This window comes from Amycolatopsis sp. A1MSW2902 (assembly GCF_017312175.1).
Lineage (GTDB): Bacteria > Actinomycetota > Actinomycetes > Mycobacteriales > Pseudonocardiaceae > Amycolatopsis > Amycolatopsis nivea.
In genome coordinates this window covers 6,461,551-6,481,106 of record NZ_QJPO01000001.1, presented here as the reverse complement: position 1 = coordinate 6,481,106, position 19,556 = coordinate 6,461,551, and the positions used below count along the sequence as shown (strand labels likewise).

Annotated in this window: 16 protein-coding genes; 9 read left to right on the top strand and 7 right to left on the bottom strand. The window is 70.0% G+C overall.

What is annotated here, in order from left to right:
* Window positions 1-42 precede the first annotated feature (42 nt).
* Both DMP23_RS29855 and DMP23_RS29850 read right to left on the bottom strand, forming a co-directional pair.
* Window positions 43-555, bottom strand: coding sequence for a GNAT family N-acetyltransferase (locus DMP23_RS29855; RefSeq protein WP_043835171.1), 513 nt, complete (start codon window positions 553-555; stop codon window positions 43-45).
* A gap of 927 nt (window positions 556-1,482) precedes the next feature.
* Window positions 1,483-1,746: a hypothetical protein gene (locus DMP23_RS29850; RefSeq protein ID WP_337823182.1), complete on the bottom strand. Its 264-nt coding sequence runs from the start codon at window positions 1,744-1,746 to the stop codon at window positions 1,483-1,485.
* 460 nt (window positions 1,747-2,206) lie between these two features.
* Between DMP23_RS29850 and DMP23_RS29845 the strand changes: the two genes are divergently transcribed.
* The 5 genes from DMP23_RS29845 to DMP23_RS29825 all read left to right on the top strand — a co-directional run bounded on the left by DMP23_RS29845 (window position 2,207) and on the right by DMP23_RS29825 (window position 8,628).
* Window positions 2,207-2,800 (top strand): hypothetical protein, encoded by a 594-nt coding sequence (locus DMP23_RS29845; RefSeq protein ID WP_037816176.1) that lies wholly within the window; start codon window positions 2,207-2,209, stop codon window positions 2,798-2,800.
* A gap of 50 nt (window positions 2,801-2,850) precedes the next feature.
* Window positions 2,851-4,437, top strand: a complete 1,587-nt coding sequence (locus DMP23_RS29840; protein WP_337824461.1) for a DNA polymerase Y family protein — start codon at window positions 2,851-2,853, stop codon at window positions 4,435-4,437.
* Between the two features lie 55 nt (window positions 4,438-4,492).
* Complete coding sequence (locus DMP23_RS29835) at window positions 4,493-4,615, top strand: hypothetical protein (protein ID WP_336160475.1); 123 nt, start codon at window positions 4,493-4,495, stop codon at window positions 4,613-4,615.
* A gap of 2 nt (window positions 4,616-4,617) precedes the next feature.
* Window positions 4,618-7,950, top strand: a complete 3,333-nt coding sequence (locus DMP23_RS29830) for an error-prone DNA polymerase (RefSeq protein WP_337823181.1) — start codon at window positions 4,618-4,620, stop codon at window positions 7,948-7,950.
* A 90-nt stretch (window positions 7,951-8,040) separates the two neighbouring features.
* A complete protein-coding gene (locus tag DMP23_RS29825) occupies window positions 8,041-8,628 on the top strand; it encodes a pentapeptide repeat-containing protein (RefSeq protein ID WP_037816173.1) in 588 nt (195 codons plus the stop codon).
* A 68-nt stretch (window positions 8,629-8,696) separates the two neighbouring features.
* Here the strand turns inward: DMP23_RS29825 and DMP23_RS29820 are convergent, their stop codons facing one another.
* On the bottom strand, window positions 8,697-13,385 hold the full coding sequence (locus DMP23_RS29820) for a glycohydrolase toxin TNT-related protein (protein ID WP_337823180.1): 4,689 nt from the start codon (window positions 13,383-13,385) through the stop codon (window positions 8,697-8,699).
* A 265-nt stretch (window positions 13,386-13,650) separates the two neighbouring features.
* Between DMP23_RS29820 and DMP23_RS29815 the strand changes: the two genes are divergently transcribed.
* Window positions 13,651-14,505: a bifunctional methylenetetrahydrofolate dehydrogenase/methenyltetrahydrofolate cyclohydrolase gene (locus DMP23_RS29815; RefSeq protein WP_037816426.1), complete on the top strand. Its 855-nt coding sequence runs from the start codon at window positions 13,651-13,653 to the stop codon at window positions 14,503-14,505.
* The gene (locus tag DMP23_RS29810) at window positions 14,505-14,816 is read left to right on the top strand and encodes a DUF3017 domain-containing protein (RefSeq protein ID WP_337823179.1); all 312 of its coding nucleotides are present in this window, start codon (window positions 14,505-14,507) and stop codon (window positions 14,814-14,816) included. Before DMP23_RS29815 ends, DMP23_RS29810 begins: the two co-directional genes overlap by 1 nt.
* Window positions 14,817-14,826: 10 nt before the next feature.
* Here DMP23_RS29810 and DMP23_RS29805 read toward each other — a convergent pair whose 3' ends face one another.
* Together DMP23_RS29805 and DMP23_RS29800 are read right to left on the bottom strand one after the other, a co-directional pair.
* Complete coding sequence (locus DMP23_RS29805; protein ID WP_037816171.1) at window positions 14,827-16,005, bottom strand: MFS transporter; 1,179 nt, start codon at window positions 16,003-16,005, stop codon at window positions 14,827-14,829.
* A 185-nt stretch (window positions 16,006-16,190) separates the two neighbouring features.
* Window positions 16,191-16,514 carry an ArsR/SmtB family transcription factor gene (locus tag DMP23_RS29800; RefSeq protein WP_337823178.1) on the bottom strand — a complete coding sequence of 108 codons (324 nt, stop codon included), beginning with the start codon at window positions 16,512-16,514 and terminating at the stop codon, window positions 16,191-16,193.
* 109 nt (window positions 16,515-16,623) lie between these two features.
* On the opposite strand from DMP23_RS29800, the gene DMP23_RS29795 reads away from it, so the two are divergent.
* Both DMP23_RS29795 and DMP23_RS29790 read left to right on the top strand, forming a co-directional pair.
* Window positions 16,624-17,814, top strand: coding sequence for an MFS transporter (locus DMP23_RS29795; protein ID WP_337823177.1), 1,191 nt, complete (start codon window positions 16,624-16,626; stop codon window positions 17,812-17,814).
* Window positions 17,815-17,827: 13 nt separating this feature from the next.
* The gene (locus DMP23_RS29790) at window positions 17,828-18,472 is read left to right on the top strand and encodes a spermidine synthase (RefSeq protein WP_337823176.1); all 645 of its coding nucleotides are present in this window, start codon (window positions 17,828-17,830) and stop codon (window positions 18,470-18,472) included.
* Between the two features lie 18 nt (window positions 18,473-18,490).
* Here the strand turns inward: DMP23_RS29790 and DMP23_RS29785 are convergent, their stop codons facing one another.
* Both DMP23_RS29785 and DMP23_RS29780 read right to left on the bottom strand, forming a co-directional pair.
* Window positions 18,491-18,877 (bottom strand): toxin-antitoxin system, toxin component, PIN family protein, encoded by a 387-nt coding sequence (locus DMP23_RS29785; protein WP_078870583.1) that lies wholly within the window; start codon window positions 18,875-18,877, stop codon window positions 18,491-18,493.
* The gene (locus tag DMP23_RS29780) at window positions 18,867-19,517 is read right to left on the bottom strand and encodes a DUF433 domain-containing protein (RefSeq protein ID WP_037816166.1); all 651 of its coding nucleotides are present in this window, start codon (window positions 19,515-19,517) and stop codon (window positions 18,867-18,869) included. Before DMP23_RS29780 ends, DMP23_RS29785 begins: the two co-directional genes overlap by 11 nt.
* Window positions 19,518-19,556 lie beyond the last annotated feature (39 nt).

The window sequence follows — 19,556 nt, the reverse complement described above, 5'->3', positions numbered from 1 at the left end:
TTTCGCTGACCGGCCGGGACCTTCGGGTCCCGGCCGGTTTTTTCATCCCTCGCGCAAGATCGCGTAGACGACCTCGTCGCGGTAACCGCCGTCGCGCCAGGTGACCTGGCACAGCAGGCCTTCGCGATGGAAGCCGGTCTTTTCGAGCGTGTGCTGCCCGGCGACGTCCTCGCTGTCGACGAAGGCTTCGAGCCGGTGCGCACGGGTGTGCCGGAAGAGCTGGTCGACGAGCAGCTGGTACGCCTTCGCGGCGGTGCCGTGGCCGCGATAGTCGGGCAGCAACGCGACCCCGACCCGGAAGCACCCGCCGGCGGGCCCGCCCCGGTCGGCCGCCTCCCAGGTAGCCATCCCGGCGACGACCGAGTCGACAGTCACCGCGACCGCGCTCGACGCCGGGCTGAGGAACCCGTCCTCGGCGAACCGGCGCCGTGCCTGCGGTCCGGTGAACCTCGTCCACTGGAAGGTCCCGGCGCCGTCCGGGTCCGTGGAGAACCGGTCGAGCACCGGAAGGTCAGCTTCGGCGAAACCCCGCAGGGCGATGTGTCCTGTCTTCATCAGGGTTCCCAGTGTAAAGAGCGGTTTTCCTGGTGTCCGGTGATCTTCCGGGTTCTTTCTCCGTGCGCGCTTGACAGGCGGGGGAGGGCGGGTGAGACTAGGTGTGTCGAACGGGTGTTCGATACTGTTCGGCGCAGTGGTGTGTTGTGGGTGCGATTTGTTGGGTGACCGTGCGGTTTCCGCACGGATGAGGATGCGGAACCGCCTTCCCCGCGGTGTGCCGGCGTCCGTCCCAGGCCAGGTGTGACGACCTGTCCCGGGACGGACCGTCGGCCGATCCCGGCGGAAGGAGAAACCGGTGACGACCGGAGCGGCTTCGGGGGCTGCTTCTTCGGGGTTTGCTTCGGAGATCGCGGAAGGTGCAGAGGTTTTCTCGGCCGCGGGGGCGGCTGGTGAGCCTGGGGGGACTTCCGCGGACGGTGCCTCGGCTGATTTTTGGGAAGCGGGCGAGGCTTCGGCTCTGGCCGGGGTGGCTTCGGGGACGAGCGGCGCTGTTGCGTTGGCTGCGGGAGCCTCGGCGGCGGGTGGTTCTTCGGTCGTGGCCGGGGTGGCTTCGGGGGCGGGCGGCGCTGTTGCGTTGGCTGCGGGAGCTTCGGCGGCGGGTGGTTCTTCGGCCGTCGCCGGGATGGCTTGGGGAGCCTCGGCGGCGAACGGTTCTTCGTCCGCGGTCAGGGTGGCGTCGGGAGCTTCCGGGGCTAGGGGAGTTCCGGAAGCGGCCGGAGCGGCGTTGGGAGCGAGCAGTACTTCGGCTTTGACTGGGGCGGTGTTGGGAGAGGGCACCGCGGTGGCTCTGGCCGAGGCCGCTTCCGTGTCGAGCGACTCTCCGGCGGTGCCCGGAAACCTGCGCACCCCAGTTCTTCCTGCTGACTCTGCCACGACCGATCTCCTTGGCACCGCAAGGAAATCACCTCTGCTGAAGCGGGCATCTCAGGAGATCTTCTCCGCTGCGGAACCTTCCGCGCCCACGAGCGTGCCGGAGGCGCGGCCGGCACGCTCGTGGGAAGTACTGGTGCCATGGTCGGCGCTCGAAGCCTTGGCGAAGGAACGGACGCCAGTCGCCGCGATGTCCGCGAGTTCTCCCCGCCTGAAGTTCTCCATGGGGGAGAACGGATCCCGCACCCGGCTGGGCACAGCGTTCGAACCGTGGACACCGGCCATCTCCGGCAAGGCAGCGGAAGCCAGGTCGCCCACCGAGCTTCGTTCGCAGGCCCGGTCGGCCGAATCCGGCCGCGAGCTTCGTCCCGCCGGTACTGCCTCGCGCGCGTCCAGCGGACCTGATTCACTACGGCCTTCCGATCGGGGTCACTCGTCTGCTGAACGCGATTCGCCGCCTCGACCTGAATCGGAGCCGCCAACTCGTCTTCGCTCGCTCACTCCGCCGTCTCAGCTGCGCCCGGAAACTCCTTCCACCCCGCTAACTGAGCCCAGCCAGGAAACTCCCCCCGAGCCCCCGCCGACCCAACTGCGCCCAGCAACCCCCGAACCCTCGAAACTCCGTCCCGCAACCCGGCTCCGCCCCGCGGACCCGCCCTCACCGGCAGACCCGGCACACCCGCTGGCCAAACTGACCGCTCTCCCCGGTGTCAGCACTGCCAGCACCGTCGCCGCCGAGCGGGCTTCCCGGGCCGACTGGGGGCAGGCTGCCGGGCGGATGCTTCCGGTGGCTCCAGCCCTGGCCGATCTCCTCCCCGGAGCCGGATTGCGCCGTGGAAGCGTCGTCGCGGTTCACCACTCCACCTCGCTGCTGTTCGCATTGCTCGCGGAGGCGACCGCCGCCGGGGCGTGGGCGGCGGTGGTCGGGGCCCCGTCGCTGGGGATTGTCGCGGCGGCCGAGCATGGCGTCGTCGTCTCGCGGCTCGCGTTGGTTCCGCAGCCGGGGGCCGAATACCCGGCGGTGATGGCCGCTTTGCTCGATGGCGTCGACCTCGTCGTCACCGAACCCCGGTCGGTCCGGCCGGACGTCGCGCGGAGGCTCGCGGCTCGGGCTCGGCATCGCGGGGCCGTGCTGCTTTCGCTGGGGCCCTGGCCTTCCGCCGACGTCGAGCTGCACTGCACCCCAGGAACCTGGACCGGGGTGCTCGAGCACGGTGCCGGACACCTCCGTTCCCGCCCGGTCGAAGTACATGCCCGCGGACGCGGTGCAGCAGCTCGGCCCCGGTCGGCATCGGTGCTTCTTCCTGGCCAGGACGGTCGGGTTTCCCGGGGCGAGAAGCGCGTCGCGGCGCGGGAAGAGGCGGTCGGGTGAACCAAAGTGTCCACAAAGGACAAGAGGATCCGCGCCGCCATCCCGTGCGGATGCTGGTCTTGTGGTGCCCAGACTGGCCCGCGGTCGCTGCCGTCGCCGCGGCGGGGAGTGTGCTTACCCAGCCGGCGGCGGTGTTTCATGCCAACCGGGTCGTGGCGTGCACCGCGGTCGCGCGGGCGCGGAACATCCGGCGCGGCATGCGTCGGCGGGAAGCGGAATCCCAGTGTCCTGACTTGGCGGTGTTCGGCGTAGACGAGGCGCGGGACGCGCGGTTTTTCGAGAATGTCGCGTCGGCGGTGGAGGAACTGGTCGTCGGGCTGGAAGTGGTGCGGCCCGGGTTGCTCGCGGTTCCTGTCGCGGGGGCGGCCGGGTATTTCGGCGGCGAACCGCAGCTCGCGGAGAAACTGGTGGACCAGGTGGCCGCGGCGGCGGGAGTCGAATGCCAGGTCGGCGTGGCGGAAGGACTGTTCGCGGCGACGCTGGCCGCACGGCAGGGGGCGCTGGTCGAACCTGGGCGGAGCGCCGAATTTCTCGCTCCGTTGCCGGTGACTGAGCTGGACCAGCCGGATGCCGAGCGCGCGGATCTGGTCGGCCTGCTCGTCCGGCTCGGGTTGCGCACGCTCGGCGCCTTCGCCGAACTCGGCGAGCGGGACGTGGCCGCTCGGTTCGGGCGCACCGGCGTGCTCGCGCATCGGCTGGCCCGGGGGCTGTCCGACCGGCCGCCGTTGCGCCGCAGTCCGCCGCCGGAACTGTCGCTTGCCGAATCGTTCGATCCGGTGCTTGCCCGGGTGGACGTCGCCGCGTTCACGGCCAAAAAACTCGGCGCGCGGTTCCACGCCGCGCTCGCCGATCGCGGGCTCGCATGCACTCGATTGGGTATATACGCGACAACTGAGAACGGTGAGCAGCTCGGTCGCGTCTGGCGTTGTGCGGAACCACTTACGCCGCAAGGGGTTGCGGACCGGGTTCGGTGGCAGTTCGAGGGCTGGCTCAAGGCCGCGCCCGGCGAACGGCCCACGGCCGGGGTCGCGCGGTTGCGGCTCGAACCGGAAGAGACCGTCGAAGGGAGGTCATTGCAGCTGGGGCTGTGGCGGGGGAGCGATCCCGGCGCCGGTCCAGGCGAGGACGAGGAATTGGCTGCCGAACGGGCCGGCCGCGCGTTCGTGCGGGTGCAAGGTCTGCTCGGTCCGGAGGGCGTGGTCACGCCGCTGCTCGACGGCGGACGCGATCCGGCGAGCCGGGTCCGGCTCATTCCGTGGGGCGATCCGCGGGAACCTGCCGGACCGCCGGACGCCACGTGGCCTGCCCGGTTGCCGTCCCCGTCCCCGGCGACGGTGCTGGAACAACCGTTGCCAGTCCAGGTCATCGACGCGCAAGGACGGCCAGTCGGTCTCACCTCGCGCAAACGGCTGACCGCGCCGCCGCACGGACTGTGCGTCGCGGGCGGGCCGCCCCGGCCGATCACCGGATGGGCCGGTCCGTGGCCTGCCACGTCGGGCCGTCGGTCGACCGGACCGCAGCAAGCCCGGCTGCAACTGCTGCTCGCGGCAGGGGAAAACGAGGCGCCGGAGGCGGTGCTCGTCCTCTGCTCCGGAACGGAAAATCCAGTGTGGACAGTGGAGGGAAGCTACGACTGAACCGAGCTGCCGCGAAACCCGAAAACCCGGTGGAGACAACGAAAGGAATTCGCCCGTGATGGACCACGACCTGCCGGTGCCCCGCGTCCCGGTCGAACCGCCGTGCCCGTTCGACCCGGTGCCGGTCGCGCTGCTGATCCCGGAACCTCGCCGATCACCCGAGAACCGGATGGACTGACGATGGGCTGGAACAACCCGCCGGTCCCGTGGAAGGACCTCGCGCGGGCGCTGTCGGGCGGGATGCCGCCCGGCGACCACGGCGACAGTCCCGCGTGGGGACGCAAACGCGAGGGGTACCGCCGCCCCGCCGACATCCCGCCGCCGCGCAGCGACCTGGAAGCCGGGCCGCGGGTGGCGTACGCCGAACTGCACTGCCACTCCAACTTCAGTTTCCTTGACGGCGCCAGCCACCCCGAGGAACTGGTGGAGGAAGCCGCGCGGCTGCGGCTCGACGCGATCGCGCTCACCGATCACGACGGCATGTACGGTGTGGTCCGGTTCGCCGAAGCGGCCAAAGAGCTAGGCGTCGCAACGGTATTCGGCACTGAGCTGAGCTTCGGGCTGTCCGCGCCGCAAAACGGTGTCGCCGACCCCGAGGGCGAGCACCTCCTGCTGCTGGCTCGCGGCAGCGACGGCTACCGCAGCCTGTGCCGCGCGATCACCGCCGGACAGTTGCGCGGCCACGAAGGCGAAGACGTGGAGCGGGCCGAAAAAGGCCGCCCGATCTACGACTTGGCCGCCGTGGCAGAGGAAGTCGCGGGGAAATGCGCGGTGCTGACCGGCTGCCGCAAGGGATCCGTGCGTTCGGCGTTGGTGCGCGAAGGCGCGGACGCCGCGTTCGCCGAACTGCGCCGGCTGGTCGACCTCTTCGGCCAAACCCAGGTCTATGTCGAATTGATCGACCACGGCCAGCCGCTCGACAGCACGCACAACGACCTGCTGACCGAGATGGCCGGCGAACTCAAGCTGCCCACTGTCGCGACCACCGCCGCGCATTACGCTCGCCCGGAACGAGGCCGGCTCGCGGACGCCGTCGCCGCCATCCGCGCCCGGCGCAGCATCGACGATCTCGAAGGCTGGCTGCCCGGCGACGCCACCGCGTTCTTGCGCTCTGGCAACGAAATGGCGGAAGTTTTCCAGCGATACCCGGGCGCGGTGCAACGGTCGGCCTTGCTGGGCATGGAATGCGCCTTCCCGTTGGAGCTGCTCGCGCCGGAGTTGCCGCCGTTCGACGTGCCGTCTGGCGAGACCGAGACCACGCATCTGCGAAACATCGTCAAGGAGGGCTTCGAGAAGCGCTACTCGGGCAAGGACCACGCGGACAAGGCCTGGCAGCAGATCGAGCACGAGATGGAGGTGATCGAGAAACTCGAGTTCCCCGGGTACTTCCTGATCGTCTGGGACATCGCGCGATTCTGCCGGGACCACGACATTCTGTGCCAGGGAAGGGGTTCCGCGGCCAACTCGGCGGTCTGCTACGCGCTTGAGATCACCAAGGTCGACCCCATCGAGTACCACCTGCTCTTCGAACGGTTCCTCGCGCCCGACCGCGACGGCTATCCGGACATCGACATCGACATCGAGTCCGACCGGCGCGAGGAGGTGATCCAGTACGTCTACGGCAAACACGGCAGGCTCAACGCCGCGCAGGTCGCGAACGTGATCACCTACCGCGCCCGCTCCGCGATCCGCGACGCCGCCAGGGCGCTCGGCTACTCGCCGGGCCAGCAGGACGCGTGGAGCAAGCAAATCGACCGCTGGGGAGCCTTGCGCAGCACGGAAAAAGACCACGACCACGACATCCCGAACGACGTCGTGCAGCTCGCCTTCGCCCTCGAAGACTTCCCGCGGCACCTCGGCATCCACTCCGGCGGCATGGTGATGTGCCGGGAACCGGTGAGCCAGGTGTGCCCGGTCGAATGGGCGCGGATGGAAAACCGCAGCGTTTTGCAGTGGGAGAAGGAGGATTGCGCCGCGGTCGGGCTGGTGAAGTTCGATTTGCTCGGGCTCGGCATGCTCTCCGCATTGCACTACATGCTCGACCTGGTCAAGGAGTACAAGGGCGAGACGATCGATCTCGCCGAGCTGGACCTCACCGACAAGAACATCTACGAAATGCTCTGCCGCGCCGACGCGATCGGCGTGTTCCAGGTGGAAAGCCGGGCTCAGCTGGCCACGTTGCCGCGGTTGCGGCCGGAGAAATTCTACGACCTGGCCGTGGAAGTCGCGTTGATCCGGCCGGGCCCGATCCAAGGCGGTTCGGTGCACCCGTACATCCGCCGCAAGCAGGGGCGCGAGAAGTGGGATTACGACCATCCGCTGCTGGAGAACGCGCTGGAGAAAACGCTGGGAGTGCCGCTGTTCCAGGAGCAGATGATGCAGATCGCCCTGGACGTCGCGAAATTCACCCCGGCCGAGGCCGACCAGCTTCGGCACGCGATGGGGTCGAAACGGTCGCAGCGGAAGATGGAACGGCTGCACAAGCGGTTCCTTGACGGGGCCATCGCCAACGAGGTGGACGCTGAGCTGGCGGAGAAAATCTTCCAGAAGCTCAAGGCGTTCGCCAACTTCGGCTTCCCGGAAAGCCATGCGCTGAGCTTCGCGCATCTGGTGTTCGCGAGCGCGTACTTCAAGCACTACCACCCGGACGCGTTCTGCGCGGGTCTGCTGCGGGCGCAGCCGATGGGGTTCTACTCGCCGCAGTCGCTGGTGGCGGACGCGCGTAGGCACGGCGTCACCACGTTCGGCCCGGACATCAACCTGAGCCTCCCGCACGCGACCCTGGAAGCGTTGCCGGACAAGGGGAAACTCCACGCGGTACGCGGCGGGCTCAGCACCGTCCGGATGATCGGCGAAACGCTGGCCAAGGAGATCGTGGCGGAACGGCAGGCGAATGGCCGGTACGAGAGCATGTCCGACCTCGGCAGGCGCGTCCGGCTCACCACACCGCAGCTGGAAGCATTGGCCACCGCGGGTGCATTCAGCGCGTTCGGCCCGGACCGGCGGCAGGCGTTGTGGTCCGCGGGAGCGGTCGCGCAGGACCGGCCGGAAAAACTGCCTGGCACCGGTGTCGGCGTGGACGCGCCGATGCTGCCCGGAATGGACGGCCTCGACGTCGCCGCCGCCGATGTCTGGGCCACCGGGATCTCGCCGGACAGCTATCCGACGGAGTTCATCCGAGACCGCCTCGACGCGCTCGGAGTCATCACCGCTGGCAAGCTGCTGGACCGGTCCGACGGGGAGCGAGTGCTCGTCGGGGGAGCGGTCACGCACCGCCAGCGGCCGGCGACCGCCGGTGGAGTCACGTTCCTGAATCTCGAGGACGAGACCGGCATGGTGAACGTGATCTGCACACTCGGGCTGTGGCAACGGTTCCACCGGATCGCGCGGGGCAGTTCGGCGCTGCTGGTGCACGGAGTGCTGGAAAAAGCGGACGGCGTCGCGAGCGTGCGTGCGCAGAAACTGGAGCAGCTGAGGCTGCGGATTCCCACGAGATCGCGGGACTTCCGATGACCGGCGGACAGTTCGTGGACACACGCCTTCCGGCGGCTCGCAGCCACCCCGTCGCAAAGCCGGCACCGGGGCGGATGACATCCTGTCCGGGTGACGGAGACCGGCGAGGACTACACCGAAGCACGACTTTCCGGCCAGTGGTGGGAAAAACGCCAGTTCGTGGATTGCGATTTCACCGAAGCGGACCTGCGCGACCTGCGCACCCGCGGCTGCACCTTCGACAACTGCGACTTCACCAAGGTCGATCTCGCCGGTTCGCGGCACGACGCGTCGGCGTTCCGCTCCTGCACGTTCGACCGCTCGGTGCTCGCCGACAGCCGCTGGTCGTCGTGCTCGCTGCTTGGTTCGTCCTTTGTGGACTGTCGCTACACCGGGATCGCGCTGACCGAATGCGATCTGTCGCTCGCGTCGTTCGCGCGCGGCCGGTTGCGGAAACTGGACCTGTCCGGTCTGCGGATGCGGGAAGTGAACCTCAACGAGGCGGATCTGACGGATTCCGACCTGCGGGGCACGGATCTGTCCGGGTCCCGGATGATCGGCACGAAGTTTCCCGGAGCCGACCTGCGCGGTGCGGTGGTCGACGCGAACGGGCTGGTGCAGTCGGACTTGCGCGGCGCGTACGTGGACGTCGAACTGGCGGTGGCGTTCGCCGCGGCCCATGGCTTGGTCGTCAAGTAGCGCGGTTCCGGGCACGGAAAAGGGGCGAAGCCCGCTGGCCCCGCCCCTTTTCCGCAGCTTCGGTTTTCTCAGTCGATCGGCGGTTCGCCCGGGTCGAGTTCGATCAGGTCGCCCTCGGCGAGCAGCTCTTCGATGCTCGCCGGAAGCAGGTACGCCGATCCGCCGCCCGGCTGGTTGAACCACGGGATCGCGACCCCGGCCAGGGTTTCGAGCGGCCGCTGCACGCGGTACACGTGGTACGGCCGGTTCACCCACTCCGGCACCAGCGAACGCTCCTCGAACGGGGTGCCCGCCGCGTAGGTCAGGTTGCCGTTCGGGCCGCCGAAGCGGTCCAGCTCGCTGCCCGCGGGCAGTTCGCGCAGTTCCTTGCCGCGGAACAGGGTCAGCGGCGGTTCCCCGGACAGCGGCGCGATCGGCCACTGCCCGCTGCCGCCGGTTCCGTTGGCGCGCACCGGTTCCTCGCGCCGCACCGGCGGTTCCCGCCGCGGCGGCGGGCTGACCGGCGGCGCGACCTGGGTGGGCGGCGCGCTGACCGGCGAGGCGATCTGCGTCGGCGGGGCGCTAACCGGGGGAGCCACCTGGGTCGGTGGGCTCACCGGTGCCGCGACCTGCGTCGGCGGAGCGGGCGGCGGGGTCTGCCGGGCAGGCGGTTCGTCGTCGGCCAGCAGCTGATCGGCGGGCGTGAACGCGGTCTGCTCCTGCGGCGGCACGTTCTCGCGCGGCCGGACCGGGAACGAGCCCGTCGCGACCTCCGGCGACAACGTCGCCACCACGGGCGGCTTCGGTGCGTCCGCGACTGGCTGCTCAGCCGGTGCGGGGGCTTCCGCCGCGACATACCCGTCGGGGTACAGCAGCACCTTGCCGAGCATGAACGCCGCGGCGTCCTCCGCGTCGCCGAACACCGCCGGGTTGATCAGCTCGCCGTCGTACCAGCCGACGCGCCAGCCTTCGCCCACCTGCTCGACGCTCCAGCCGCGTTCGGTGGGGCCGCCGAGCCGGTACGCGGCCTCGGGCACGTCCAGTTCGTCGAGCTTCGCCTGCAGTTCGGCCAGCTCCGGCTGGGCGGGCTGCTCCCGCCGCGCGACCGGGGCCGGTTCGGCCTGCTCCCGAGCCGCGCGCCGCCCGCCGGACGGCGGCGGAACCGGCATCTCCGGCACCGGAAGCCCGCCGGGGATTTCGGACCCCGGCATGATCATCGCGGTCGGCGGGCCCGCGTCGTACTCGGCCTCGCGACGGTTGTCGTCCTCGTAACCATTGGAGTGCGTGAACAGTTCGGCACGCTGCTCGTCGTCGTCGCGGGACGGCTCGTTGCCGTGCGTGAAGAGCACCGGCTCTTCACTCTCGACGTCGACCGGCCGGTGAACGTCGGTGTCGTCCTCGTCGTCCGGGTGACCCGGGCCGGTGCCGTTGCGGTTCGGGACCAGGTCGTGGTGGACCTCGGTGTGGTCTTCGTCGTCGTAGTGGCCGTCGTCGTAGCGGTCGTACTGCCCGCCGTCGAAGTCCTGCTCGAAGGGCGGCTCCGCAGGACGCTCCGGCGCGGTGCCGTGGCGGCCCTCGGCCTCCTTCTCCCGGCTCCGACCGTGTGCGGCAGCGGCAAGCCCGGCCGCGGCCAGCCCGCCTGCCGCGGCGACCCCGGCCGCAGCCGCACCGACGTGACTGCCGTGCTCGTCCGCGGGCTCGGCCTGGCTGTCGGGTTCGGCGCTGCGCCGCCCGCCGTCCTCGGCGTTCAGCCGCACGTCTTCCCGGCGGCTGTCGTCCGCTTCGGCGTCCGGCTGGGCTCGCCGACGGCCACCCTCCTGGTCGCGGCTGTCGTCCGGCACCGCACCGCGCCGACCTGCGTCCGGCTCAGCGTTGTGCCGGTTCGAGGCGGCGGGTTCGTCGGCGGAGTTGTCCGCGCCGATGAGTCCGTCGGCACCGATGAGGCCATCCGCGCCGACCAGCCCGTCCTCAGTGTTCGGGGCAGCGGGCTGCTCGAACGTGCCGACGCCCGGAACCTTGCCCCCGGGCGCGTCGAGGTGCTCGTCGTACCCGTGGGCGTCGTCGTAGTCGGCCGCGTCGCGGTTGCGGTCATCGACGTGGTGCGCGGGTTCGTCGTAACCCGCTTCGTCGTGGCCGTGCTGACCGGCTTCGTCGTACCCCTGCTGCTCGGCGTAAGCACCGGCGTCGTGGGATGCGGCGTCCTCGTACCCGTGCTGGTCGTACGGCTCGGCGTCGTACCCACCGTGGGGTGCGTGGTCGTAGTCGCCGTGGGCGGACTCGTCGTAACCCTCGTCGTGCTGGTCATAACCATCGGCGTGGCCGCGCTGGCCTTCGCCGCGGTCGTAGTTCTCCGGGTAACCGGCTGCCTGGTCGTAGCCAGCGTTGGCGTGCCCCTGCTGGTCATAGCCGTCGGCGTCGTGGGCTCGGTCGTCGTAGCCGGCCGAGTCGGGGTGCTCGTCGTAACCAGCTTCGTGCGGGTGCTCAGCACGAGTGCCGCTCGCGGCGGCTCCCGCCACGCCTGCTGCTCCTGCCGCCGCGGCGGCTACGCCCAGTCCGTGCGACCCGCCGGGACTGTCTTGCCCGGACCCTCGAGTGTCCGGTGCGCCGGGACCCTGCGGTCCACGCCTGTCCGAGCCGCGGTTGGGCTCGAAGTGCTCTTCCGGGCCGCCGCGGTCGTCGAAGCCGTGGCCGTCCGTTGCGTCGGGACCGGCGAATTCGTCGGCCGGGTGGAAGCTGTCCGCTCGGCCGGGATCGCGGCTGTCGAACTCGTCGGCCGGACCGCGCCGGTCGGGACCGGCGCCGCCTGGGCCGCCGGACGCGCCGGGCCTGCGGGAGCCGGGGCCGTCGAACTCGTCCGCCGAGTCGAAGCCGGGAGCGTCCGATCCGCCGCGCCTGCTGAATTCCTCGGCCGGGTGGAAAGCGCCCTCCGGCTGGTCGGCCGCGTCGGGCCTGCCGAACTCGTCATCGGGGTGGATGCCCTCCGGGCCACCGGCCGCTTCGTGCCCGCCGAAGTCGTCGGCTGAGCGAAAGGTGCCTTCTGGACGGTCGGCTGCGCCAGACCTGCTGAAGTCGTCGGCGGGGTGGAAGGTGCCCTCTGGCCGGTCGGCTGCGCCGGGCCTGCTGAAGTCTTCGGCCGGGTGGAAGGTGCCTTCTGGCTGGTCCGCTGGGCCGGGCCTGCTGAAGTTGTCGTCGGGGTGGAAGTTGTCCGGTCGGCCGGAGTCGCGGTTGTCGAACTCGTCGGCGGGGCCGCGTCGGTCGGGGCCGGGCGCACCCGGTCCGGGCCTGCCGGAACCGGGATCGCTGAAGTCGTCGGCTGGGTGGAAGTTGTCGTGGCTGCCTGGTCCAGACTCGCCTGCCGCACCGAGTGCGGCTGCTCCCAGACCGGCCGCGCCGAGCCCAGCGGCGGCTGCTCCGACTCCGGCTGCGCCATGGCCACCAGAGCCGGGGCCGTCAGCGCTGGGGCTGCCGGAACCAGGTCCGTTGGCGTCGAATCCGCCGGGGCCGCCCGAAATCGGTCCGCCGACTCCGTTCGGACCGCCAGGCGCACCAGCACCGCCGGGGCCACCGGCGCTGCCTGCGCCGCCAGGGCCGTTAGGTCCGCCGGGGCCGCCCGTTGCGCCAGCACCGACTGGCCCACCAGCCGCGCCAGGACCACCGGGACCATTAGTGCCCGAGCCGGGGCCACCAGGCCCGCCGGAACCGGGGCCACCAGCGCCAGGCCCGCCCGAGCCGGGAACTCCGGCACCAGGCCCGCCCGCACCAGGGCCGCCAGCGCCGGGACCACCGGCACCGGGGCCACCCGCGCCAGGTCCGCCCGAGCCAGGACCGCCCGCGCCAGGTCCGCCCGCGCCGGGAGCTCCGGCACCAGGTCCGCCCGAGCCGGGACCGCCAGCCCCGGGACCACCAGCACCAGGTCCGCCAGGAGCGGGTCGCTGCTGCGGAGTCTGGCTCCCGCGAGTCAGGTACGCGGCCGCACCCTGCAGGGTCAGCTCGTCCACCTGCGGAAGCTGGAACGCGTTCGCCCGGATGTGCTCGATCAGGTCCGCTTCCGGCGAGACGCCGTACGTGCGGAGGTAGAAGTTGACCGCGGCCGGCCAGATCCAGTGGCCGTCGCTGTGGAAGGCGACGGGGACCGTCGCTTCGGGGGTCTGGGCGAGACGGTCGATGTCGTAGCCGCGGTCTTGGACCACGACGGGGGCGTGGTCCAGGTAGTCCAGCAGCCGGTCTTGCTCGTCGACGTCCAGGTCAGGGCGGTTGATCACCGGGCGGCCTGCCGGGCCGATGGTGTCGAAGATCCGGGCGATGCGGAAGTGCGGTCCGGGCTGTTCCGGGCCGAGGCCGGACATGCGGCGGATCAGCCACTCGGGCACGTTCTCCTCGGTGCGCGGGAACATGCGCAGCTCGTCGGAGTACGCCTGCGGCGGCGGGGCGAGGTGCCAGCCGGGCTCGTCGCGGTTGTATTCGAGGTTGTAGCTGGAGGGGTGGTCCAGCTGGTAGCGCGCGTTGAACCAGGTGCCGCGGCCGTCGCGGTACATGCCCGCGCGGAGTCTTCCGAACAGGGTCGCGATGTCGTGCGTCGCGATCCATTCCTGTGCGGAGCCGTCCTCGAGCACGATCTCGCCGGTCAGCTCGTGGTACCTGCCGACGGCTCGGTACTCCGCGGAGACTTTGCGCCAGTCGCGCGGGGCGGCGCGCAGCAGGGCCAGTCCGATCTGCTTGACCAGAGTGTCCTGCTCCGTCGCGTTCAGCTGCGTCGTCGGTTGTGCCACAGAGAACATTTTGACTGTTCGCGCGCACGAACGCACCCCGCATAGGGCTTTTGCCACCCTCAGGCCGGTGGACGAGCCCGCTGACCTCGACGGACGCGATATGGCACGGGTCACACGCCTGGGTGGGTGATGCGGTGGAGCCCCTCCAGCTTAAGACCCGGGACGGCTGATTCGACGGAAGACGCGCGGGCCGATCGGGTGGTGTCGCGGACACACAGAGTGCAGAACCCACTCCTGACCGGCAGTCTCCGGCGGCTCTGCGACAATGGCCGCCGTGACGGCGAAGATTCTCGACGGCAAGGCCACGAAGAACGCCATTTTCGCAGAGCTGCGCCCGCGCGTGGCCGCGCTCGCGGAGAAGGGGATCACCCCTGGGCTGGGCACGGTGCTGGTCGGCGACGACCCCGGTTCCCACTCCTACGTGAAGATGAAGCACGCGGACAGCGCGAAGATCGGCGTCAACTCGATCCGCCGCGACCTGCCCGCGGACATCTCGCAGGAGAAGCTCGAGGCCGTCATCGACGAGCTGAACGCGGACCCGGCCTGCCACGGCTACCTCGTCCAGCTGCCGCTGCCGAAGCACCTCGACGCGAACCGCGTCCTGGAGCGCATCGACCCGGAGAAGGACGCCGACGGTCTCGCGCCGATCAGCCTCGGCCGGCTCGTGCTCGGCGAAGCGGGCGCGCTGCCGTGCACCCCTTACGGGATCATCGAGCTGCTCAAGCGGCACGGCGTCGAGCTGAACGGCGCGCAGGTCACCGTGGTCGGCCGCGGGATCACCGTCGGCCGCACGCTCGGTCTGCTGCTCACCCGGCGCAGCGAAAACTCGACCGTCACGCTTTGCCACACCGGCACTCGTGACCTCGCCGCCGAGGTGCGCCGCGCGGACATCGTGATCGCCGCGGCGGGCGTGCCCGGGATCATCAAGCCGGACATGGTCAAGCCCGGCGCGGCGGTGCTGGACGTCGGCGTTTCGCACGTCGAGGGCAAGCTCACCGGCGACGTCGACCCGGCGGTCGCCGAGGTGGCCGGCTGGCTGTCGCCGAACCCCGGCGGCGTGGGCCCGATGACGCGGGCGATGCTGGTCACGAACGTGGTCGAGGCTGCGGAACGCGCGGCCGCCCGCTGATGGCGATGACCGGGCAACGGCACCGCGGCGATCGTCCCTGGCTCGTCCACGTGCCGTTCGCGGTGATCATGCTGCTGCTGGCGGCGGCTGTGGTGCGCGCGCTGCAGTACCACTGGCGCGAGGGCGCGGCGCTGGTCGGCGTGGCCTTGTTCGTGGCCGGGCTGCTGCGCGCGGTGCTGCCGGAGGAGCGCGCCGGACTGCTCGCGATCCGCGGCAGGGCCGTCGACATCCTCACCTACGGCGCGTTGTGCGCCGCGGTGCTCTACATCTCGCTGTCGATCGTCGGCGGCCCGTTCGACGCCTCCTCCTGAGCGAGCACGGTCAGGACGCGAGCGCGAGTTCTTTCTCGACTCGCGCTTCGCGCCGGTCCAGCAGTCCGGACACTGCGGCGATGGATACGCCGAGCACGGCCAGCAGTGATCCGACCCAGTTCGGGGCCAGCAAGCCGAGTCCGCCTGCGATGACCAGGCCGCCGAGGTAGGCGCCGATCGAGTTGGCGATGTTGAACGCGGACTGCACCGCGGCGGAGACCAGCGACGGAGTGCCGCCTGCCTTCTCCATGATCCGGGCCTGCATCATCGGGCCGATCATGAAGCCCGCGACACCCACGAAGAAGATCGTGACCGCCGCGCCGACCTTGCCCTGTGCGGTCACGGTGAAGATCGCGAGCACGGTCGCGAGCGCGAGCAGCGCGACGTACAGGCTCGGCATCAGCGCCTTGTCCGCGAGCCGTCCGCCGAGGTAGTTGCCGATCGTCATGCCGACCCCGGCCAGCGAAAGCAGCACCGTGACGTTGGCAGGCGAGTAGCCGGCGACGTCGGTCAGCATCGGCGCGATGTAGGACATGCAGGCGAAGACGCCGCCTAGCCCGAACATCACGATCGCCAGCGCCAGCCACACCTGCGGGCGGCGGAACGCGCCGAGTTCGCCGCGGATCGACGGGTCGGCCGGGCGGCCCTGGTGCGGTACCAGTTTCGCGATGGCGGCGATGGCGAGCAGGCCGATCACCGCGACGACGCCGAACGTCGCGCGCCAGCCGACCTGCTGGCCGAGCAGCGTGCCGAGCGGGACGCCGATGACGTTCGCCAGCGTCAGGCCCATGAACATCATCGACACGGCCTTCGCGCGCTGGCCCGGCTGCGCGAGGCTGGACGCGACGACCGCGCCCGCGCCGAAGAACGCGCCGTGCGGCAGGCCGGCGAGGAACCGGAACGCGATGCCGAAGTCCTGGTTCGGCGAGAGCGCGAACAGCGCGTTGCCGACCGTGAACAGGCCCATCATCGCCAGCAGCATGGTTTTGCGAGGCAACCGGACGGCCAGCGCGGTGAGCAGCGGCGCGCCGATCACTACGCCGAGCGCGTAGGCGGAGATGAAGTAGCCCGCGGACGGGATGTCGATGTGGAAGTCCGCGGCGGTCAGAGGCAGCACACCCATCATCACGAACTCGGTGGTACCGATGCCGAAGGCACCGACGGCGAGCGCGAGCAACGCGACGGGCACGGCTCTCCCTTCCTGGAGAAATCGATTGCTCAGCGCCTGGGTCGCAGGCTTCTGAAGCGCTTTAGAACGAGGGCAAAAAACTAGACAGCCCCGACGTCGTCGTGCTGTCTCGCTCTAGTTGAACCGATGGAGGGCGGCCTTGTCATCCCGGTATTCGGGTGAGGCCCGCCACGTAGCGCGACCGGTCAGCGCGGCGCGGCCAGCACGCCGTCGAGCAGGCCGGGGAACAGTGCGTCGAGATCGTTGCGGCGCAACGAGTTGTACCGGGTCGTGCCTTCCTGGCGGCCGACGATCACCCCGGCCTGGCGCAGGGTCGCGAGGTGATGGGTGAGTGTGGACTTGGTCACCGGCACCTCGAAGGCGCTGCACGAAATCTCCGTTTCGGAGTTCGCCAGCTGCCGGACCATCGCCAGCCTGATCGGGTCGGCCAGTGCGCGCAGCACCGCTTCGACCGTGATCTCGTCGCGGTCGGGATAGGCGAGCGGCGGCAGGGGCACAGAGGCGGGCATGGGTCCATAGTACGACGACTGTCGAAATTGTCGGCGGGTCCGTGTACGGTCGTCATCGAACTACGACGTTCGTCGAACTATCCGTTCAGGTTTCCTTGGGGGAACATTCATGTCCAGCGTCTCGTCCTCGGCGGCGGCCCGGAACTCGGTGCTCGCGTTCGGGGCCTTCGGCGTCGGCACCAGCGGCTACATCGTGGCCGGGCTGTTGCCGGCGCTCACCTCCGAGCTGCACATCTCCGCGACGGCCGCGGCGCAGCTCGTCACCTCGTTCGCCATCGCGTACGCGGTGGGCTCGCCGTTGTTCGCCGCGGCCACCGGACGGTGGGAACGGCGCACGCTGCTGGTCGCCGCGCTCGCGGTGGCTGCGGTCGGGAACATCTTCGCGGCCGTCGCGCCGGGGTACACCACGCTGCTGATCGCGCGGGTCGTCACGGCGATCGGGGCCGCCGTCTACACCCCGGCCGCTACCGCCGTCGCGGCTGAGCTCACCACGCCAGAACGTCGCGGGCGAGCTGTTTCGCTGGTGTTCGGGGGACTCACCATCGCGCTGATCTTCGGCGTTCCGCTGGGCAGCGTGATCTCCCAGCAGTTCGGCTACGAGGGCGCGTTCTTGTTCGTCGGCATCCTTTCGCTGCTCGGTGCGATCGGAGTGCGGGTCGCGCTGCCGAAGGTCGCGCCGCCGCCAGTGGTCGGGCTCGCCGAGCGGTTCGCGGTCGCGCGGGACAAGCGGGTGGTCGCGCTGCTGGTCACCACCACGCTCGCCTGCCTCGCCGCGTTCATGGTCTACACGCTGGTGTCGCCGGTCCTGTCCGCCACCGCGGGCGTTTCCGGCGGGACGATCACGGTGCTGCTGTTCTGCTACGGCATCGGCGGCGCGATCGGCAACTTCGCCGGCGGCCGCGCGGCCGACCGGTGGGGTGCGCGCAAGCCGCTGCTGATCGTGCTCATCGGGTTCACCGCCGTGATGGTGCTGCTGCCGTTCACCGCGACGACCGTCGTCGGAGCCGGGATCACGTTGTTCGTGTGGGGCTTGGCGAACTGGTCGTTCAGCCCGCCGTTGCAGCACCGGCTCATCGAGCTGTCGCCGGGGCACGCCGGTCTCGCGCTGTCGCTCAACGCGTCGGCGATCTACCTGGGCGTCGGGCTGTCCGGTGTCGTCGGCGGCGCGGTGCTGACCTCGGCCGGGCCGACCGTCCTGCCGGAGATCGCCGCGATCCTCGCCGCCGCGGCGATGCTGGTGGTCGTGTTCTTCTGGGGCGCGCGGAAGCGGGCTGAGGTCCGCGAAGAGGTCGCGGTCTGAGAAGCTGCCGGGCGTGGCAGAGGTACTGGAAACCGTGCCCGGGCACGGCGGCGAACTGGTGCTGCGGCGCGACGGCGCCGAGTTCGAGGTGATCGAAAACGGGATGTTCCTGATGGACACCCGCAACGGCGAGTCGGAACGGCTGCTCGTGACCGGAGCGGCCGACCGGCTCGCCTCCGGCGCCCGAGTGCTGATCGGCGGCCTCGGGGTCGGGTTCTCGCTGCGCGCTGCGCTGGACCACAGTGCGGTTTCCGAGGTCGTGGTCGTGGAACGCGAACCTGCCGTGATCGCCTGGAACCGCACCGGTCCGCTGCGCGAGGTGCACGGCGCGGCGCTGGACGACCCGCGGGTGACGGTGGTCGAGGCGGACCTGCTGGAGTGGCTGCGGACGACGAGCGAGACGTTCGACGCGTTGTGCCTGGACATCGACAACGGTCCAGAGTGGACAGTCACTGAGGGGAATGCGTCGCTGTACGCGGCTTCGGGCCTGGAGCGGTTGTCTCAGCTGCTGCGCCCGGACGGGGTGCTGGCGGTGTGGAGCGCGGGCGCGGCACCGGGGTTCACGGCTCGCCTGCGGGAGCGGTTCGCCGAGGTGGACGTGGTGGAGATTCCGGTGCCGCGCGGGGAACCGGACGTGGTCTGGTTCGCGCGAGTCTGAGTCAGATGGTCTGACGAGTCATGGCCAGGTTGCACGCAGGCTGTGCGCACCGACTGCGTATGCGCGCGGGCCGCCACGTGCTACGGCCCGGTGGATCGCTTGCCGATGCTGCTCGAATCGAGCCACCATGTCGTCGACCCTGAGGCGTTGGTTGTCGAGATAGAAAAGAACCCCGCCGTACGTCTCCAGCGGTGCGCGTTCCGTGTCACGACCTTTGATCCGGCCGTCTTTGCACAATGGCGACCATCCCCGGGCCAGGCCGTAGTCCAGCCAGTCCTCGTCGGCGACGTGTTGGGCATCGTCCGGGAAGTGCGCGGCTGCTCGGTGCACGATCCAGCCGAGGTCGGTCAGCTCTTCGGCCAGCCTTCGTCCTAGCCCTCGATCGAGGAAAAACTCAGGCGGCACGGCCTACTCTGCAGATCGCTTCGACCTGTTCCGAAGTGAGACCGTATTCGTAAGCGACGTCGGTGAAGGATTCGCCGGCCAGCCAAAGATCGACGACGGCGTCGACCGGTACCTTCGTCGACTCGACAACGGGCGTGCCCCATCCGAACCGTGGGTCGATCACCACCGGTGCCACATCGGGGTACTGCCGGAGGCGCAGGCTTCCGGCGAAACCGTCCGCAGCGTCCCATTCAATGAAATGCAGGTAATCGTTGATGATCTCGCGGAACGGCCGCTGACCATCTCCGACGCGCGCGAGGTCCCCGTCCGCGTAGTGGAGGAAGATGTCCACCCCGTCGGTTGCGATCTGCTTCGTCGCCAGTGCATACGGCGTGTGAAACGACCGACGAACCTCAGCGGCGGCGTCACGGATCTTTCGTTTGGTCAGTCCGAGATCGCGCAGCGCTCGAAGCACATAGGCCTCGATCACGGCGACAAACGGAACTGACGGCCTGCCATGTCGTTCCGGTTCGACTCGGTGCACCAGCGGCGTACCGTCTGCCTTCTCGCCGAGCCAGTAGTACATGGTGGACTGAGGAATCTGCAGGTGCCGAGCCACTTCTTTGGGAGTCAGCAGCGGATCGGCGAACTTGTCGACCACGGCCCCTCCTTCATGATGTGGATTCGTCCTCGACACAGC

Bases quoted from the DNA above. Each gene is read 5' to 3' on its own strand.
- DMP23_RS29855 (WP_043835171.1), bottom strand. From the start codon at position 555: ATGAAGACAGGACACATCGCCCTGCGGGGTTTCGCCGAAGCTGACCTT.
- DMP23_RS29845 (WP_037816176.1), top strand. From the start codon at position 2,207: ATGCTTCCGGTGGCTCCAGCCCTGGCCGATCTCCTCCCCGGAGCCGGA.
- DMP23_RS29840 (WP_337824461.1), top strand. From the start codon at position 2,851: ATGCTGGTCTTGTGGTGCCCAGACTGGCCCGCGGTCGCTGCCGTCGCC.
- DMP23_RS29830 (WP_337823181.1), top strand. From the start codon at position 4,618: ATGGGCTGGAACAACCCGCCGGTCCCGTGGAAGGACCTCGCGCGGGCG.
- DMP23_RS29820 (WP_337823180.1), bottom strand. From the start codon at position 13,385: ATGTTCTCTGTGGCACAACCGACGACGCAGCTGAACGCGACGGAGCAG.
- DMP23_RS29810 (WP_337823179.1), top strand. From the start codon at position 14,505: ATGGCGATGACCGGGCAACGGCACCGCGGCGATCGTCCCTGGCTCGTC.
- DMP23_RS29800 (WP_337823178.1), bottom strand. From the start codon at position 16,514: ATGCCCGCCTCTGTGCCCCTGCCGCCGCTCGCCTATCCCGACCGCGAC.
- DMP23_RS29795 (WP_337823177.1), top strand. From the start codon at position 16,624: ATGTCCAGCGTCTCGTCCTCGGCGGCGGCCCGGAACTCGGTGCTCGCG.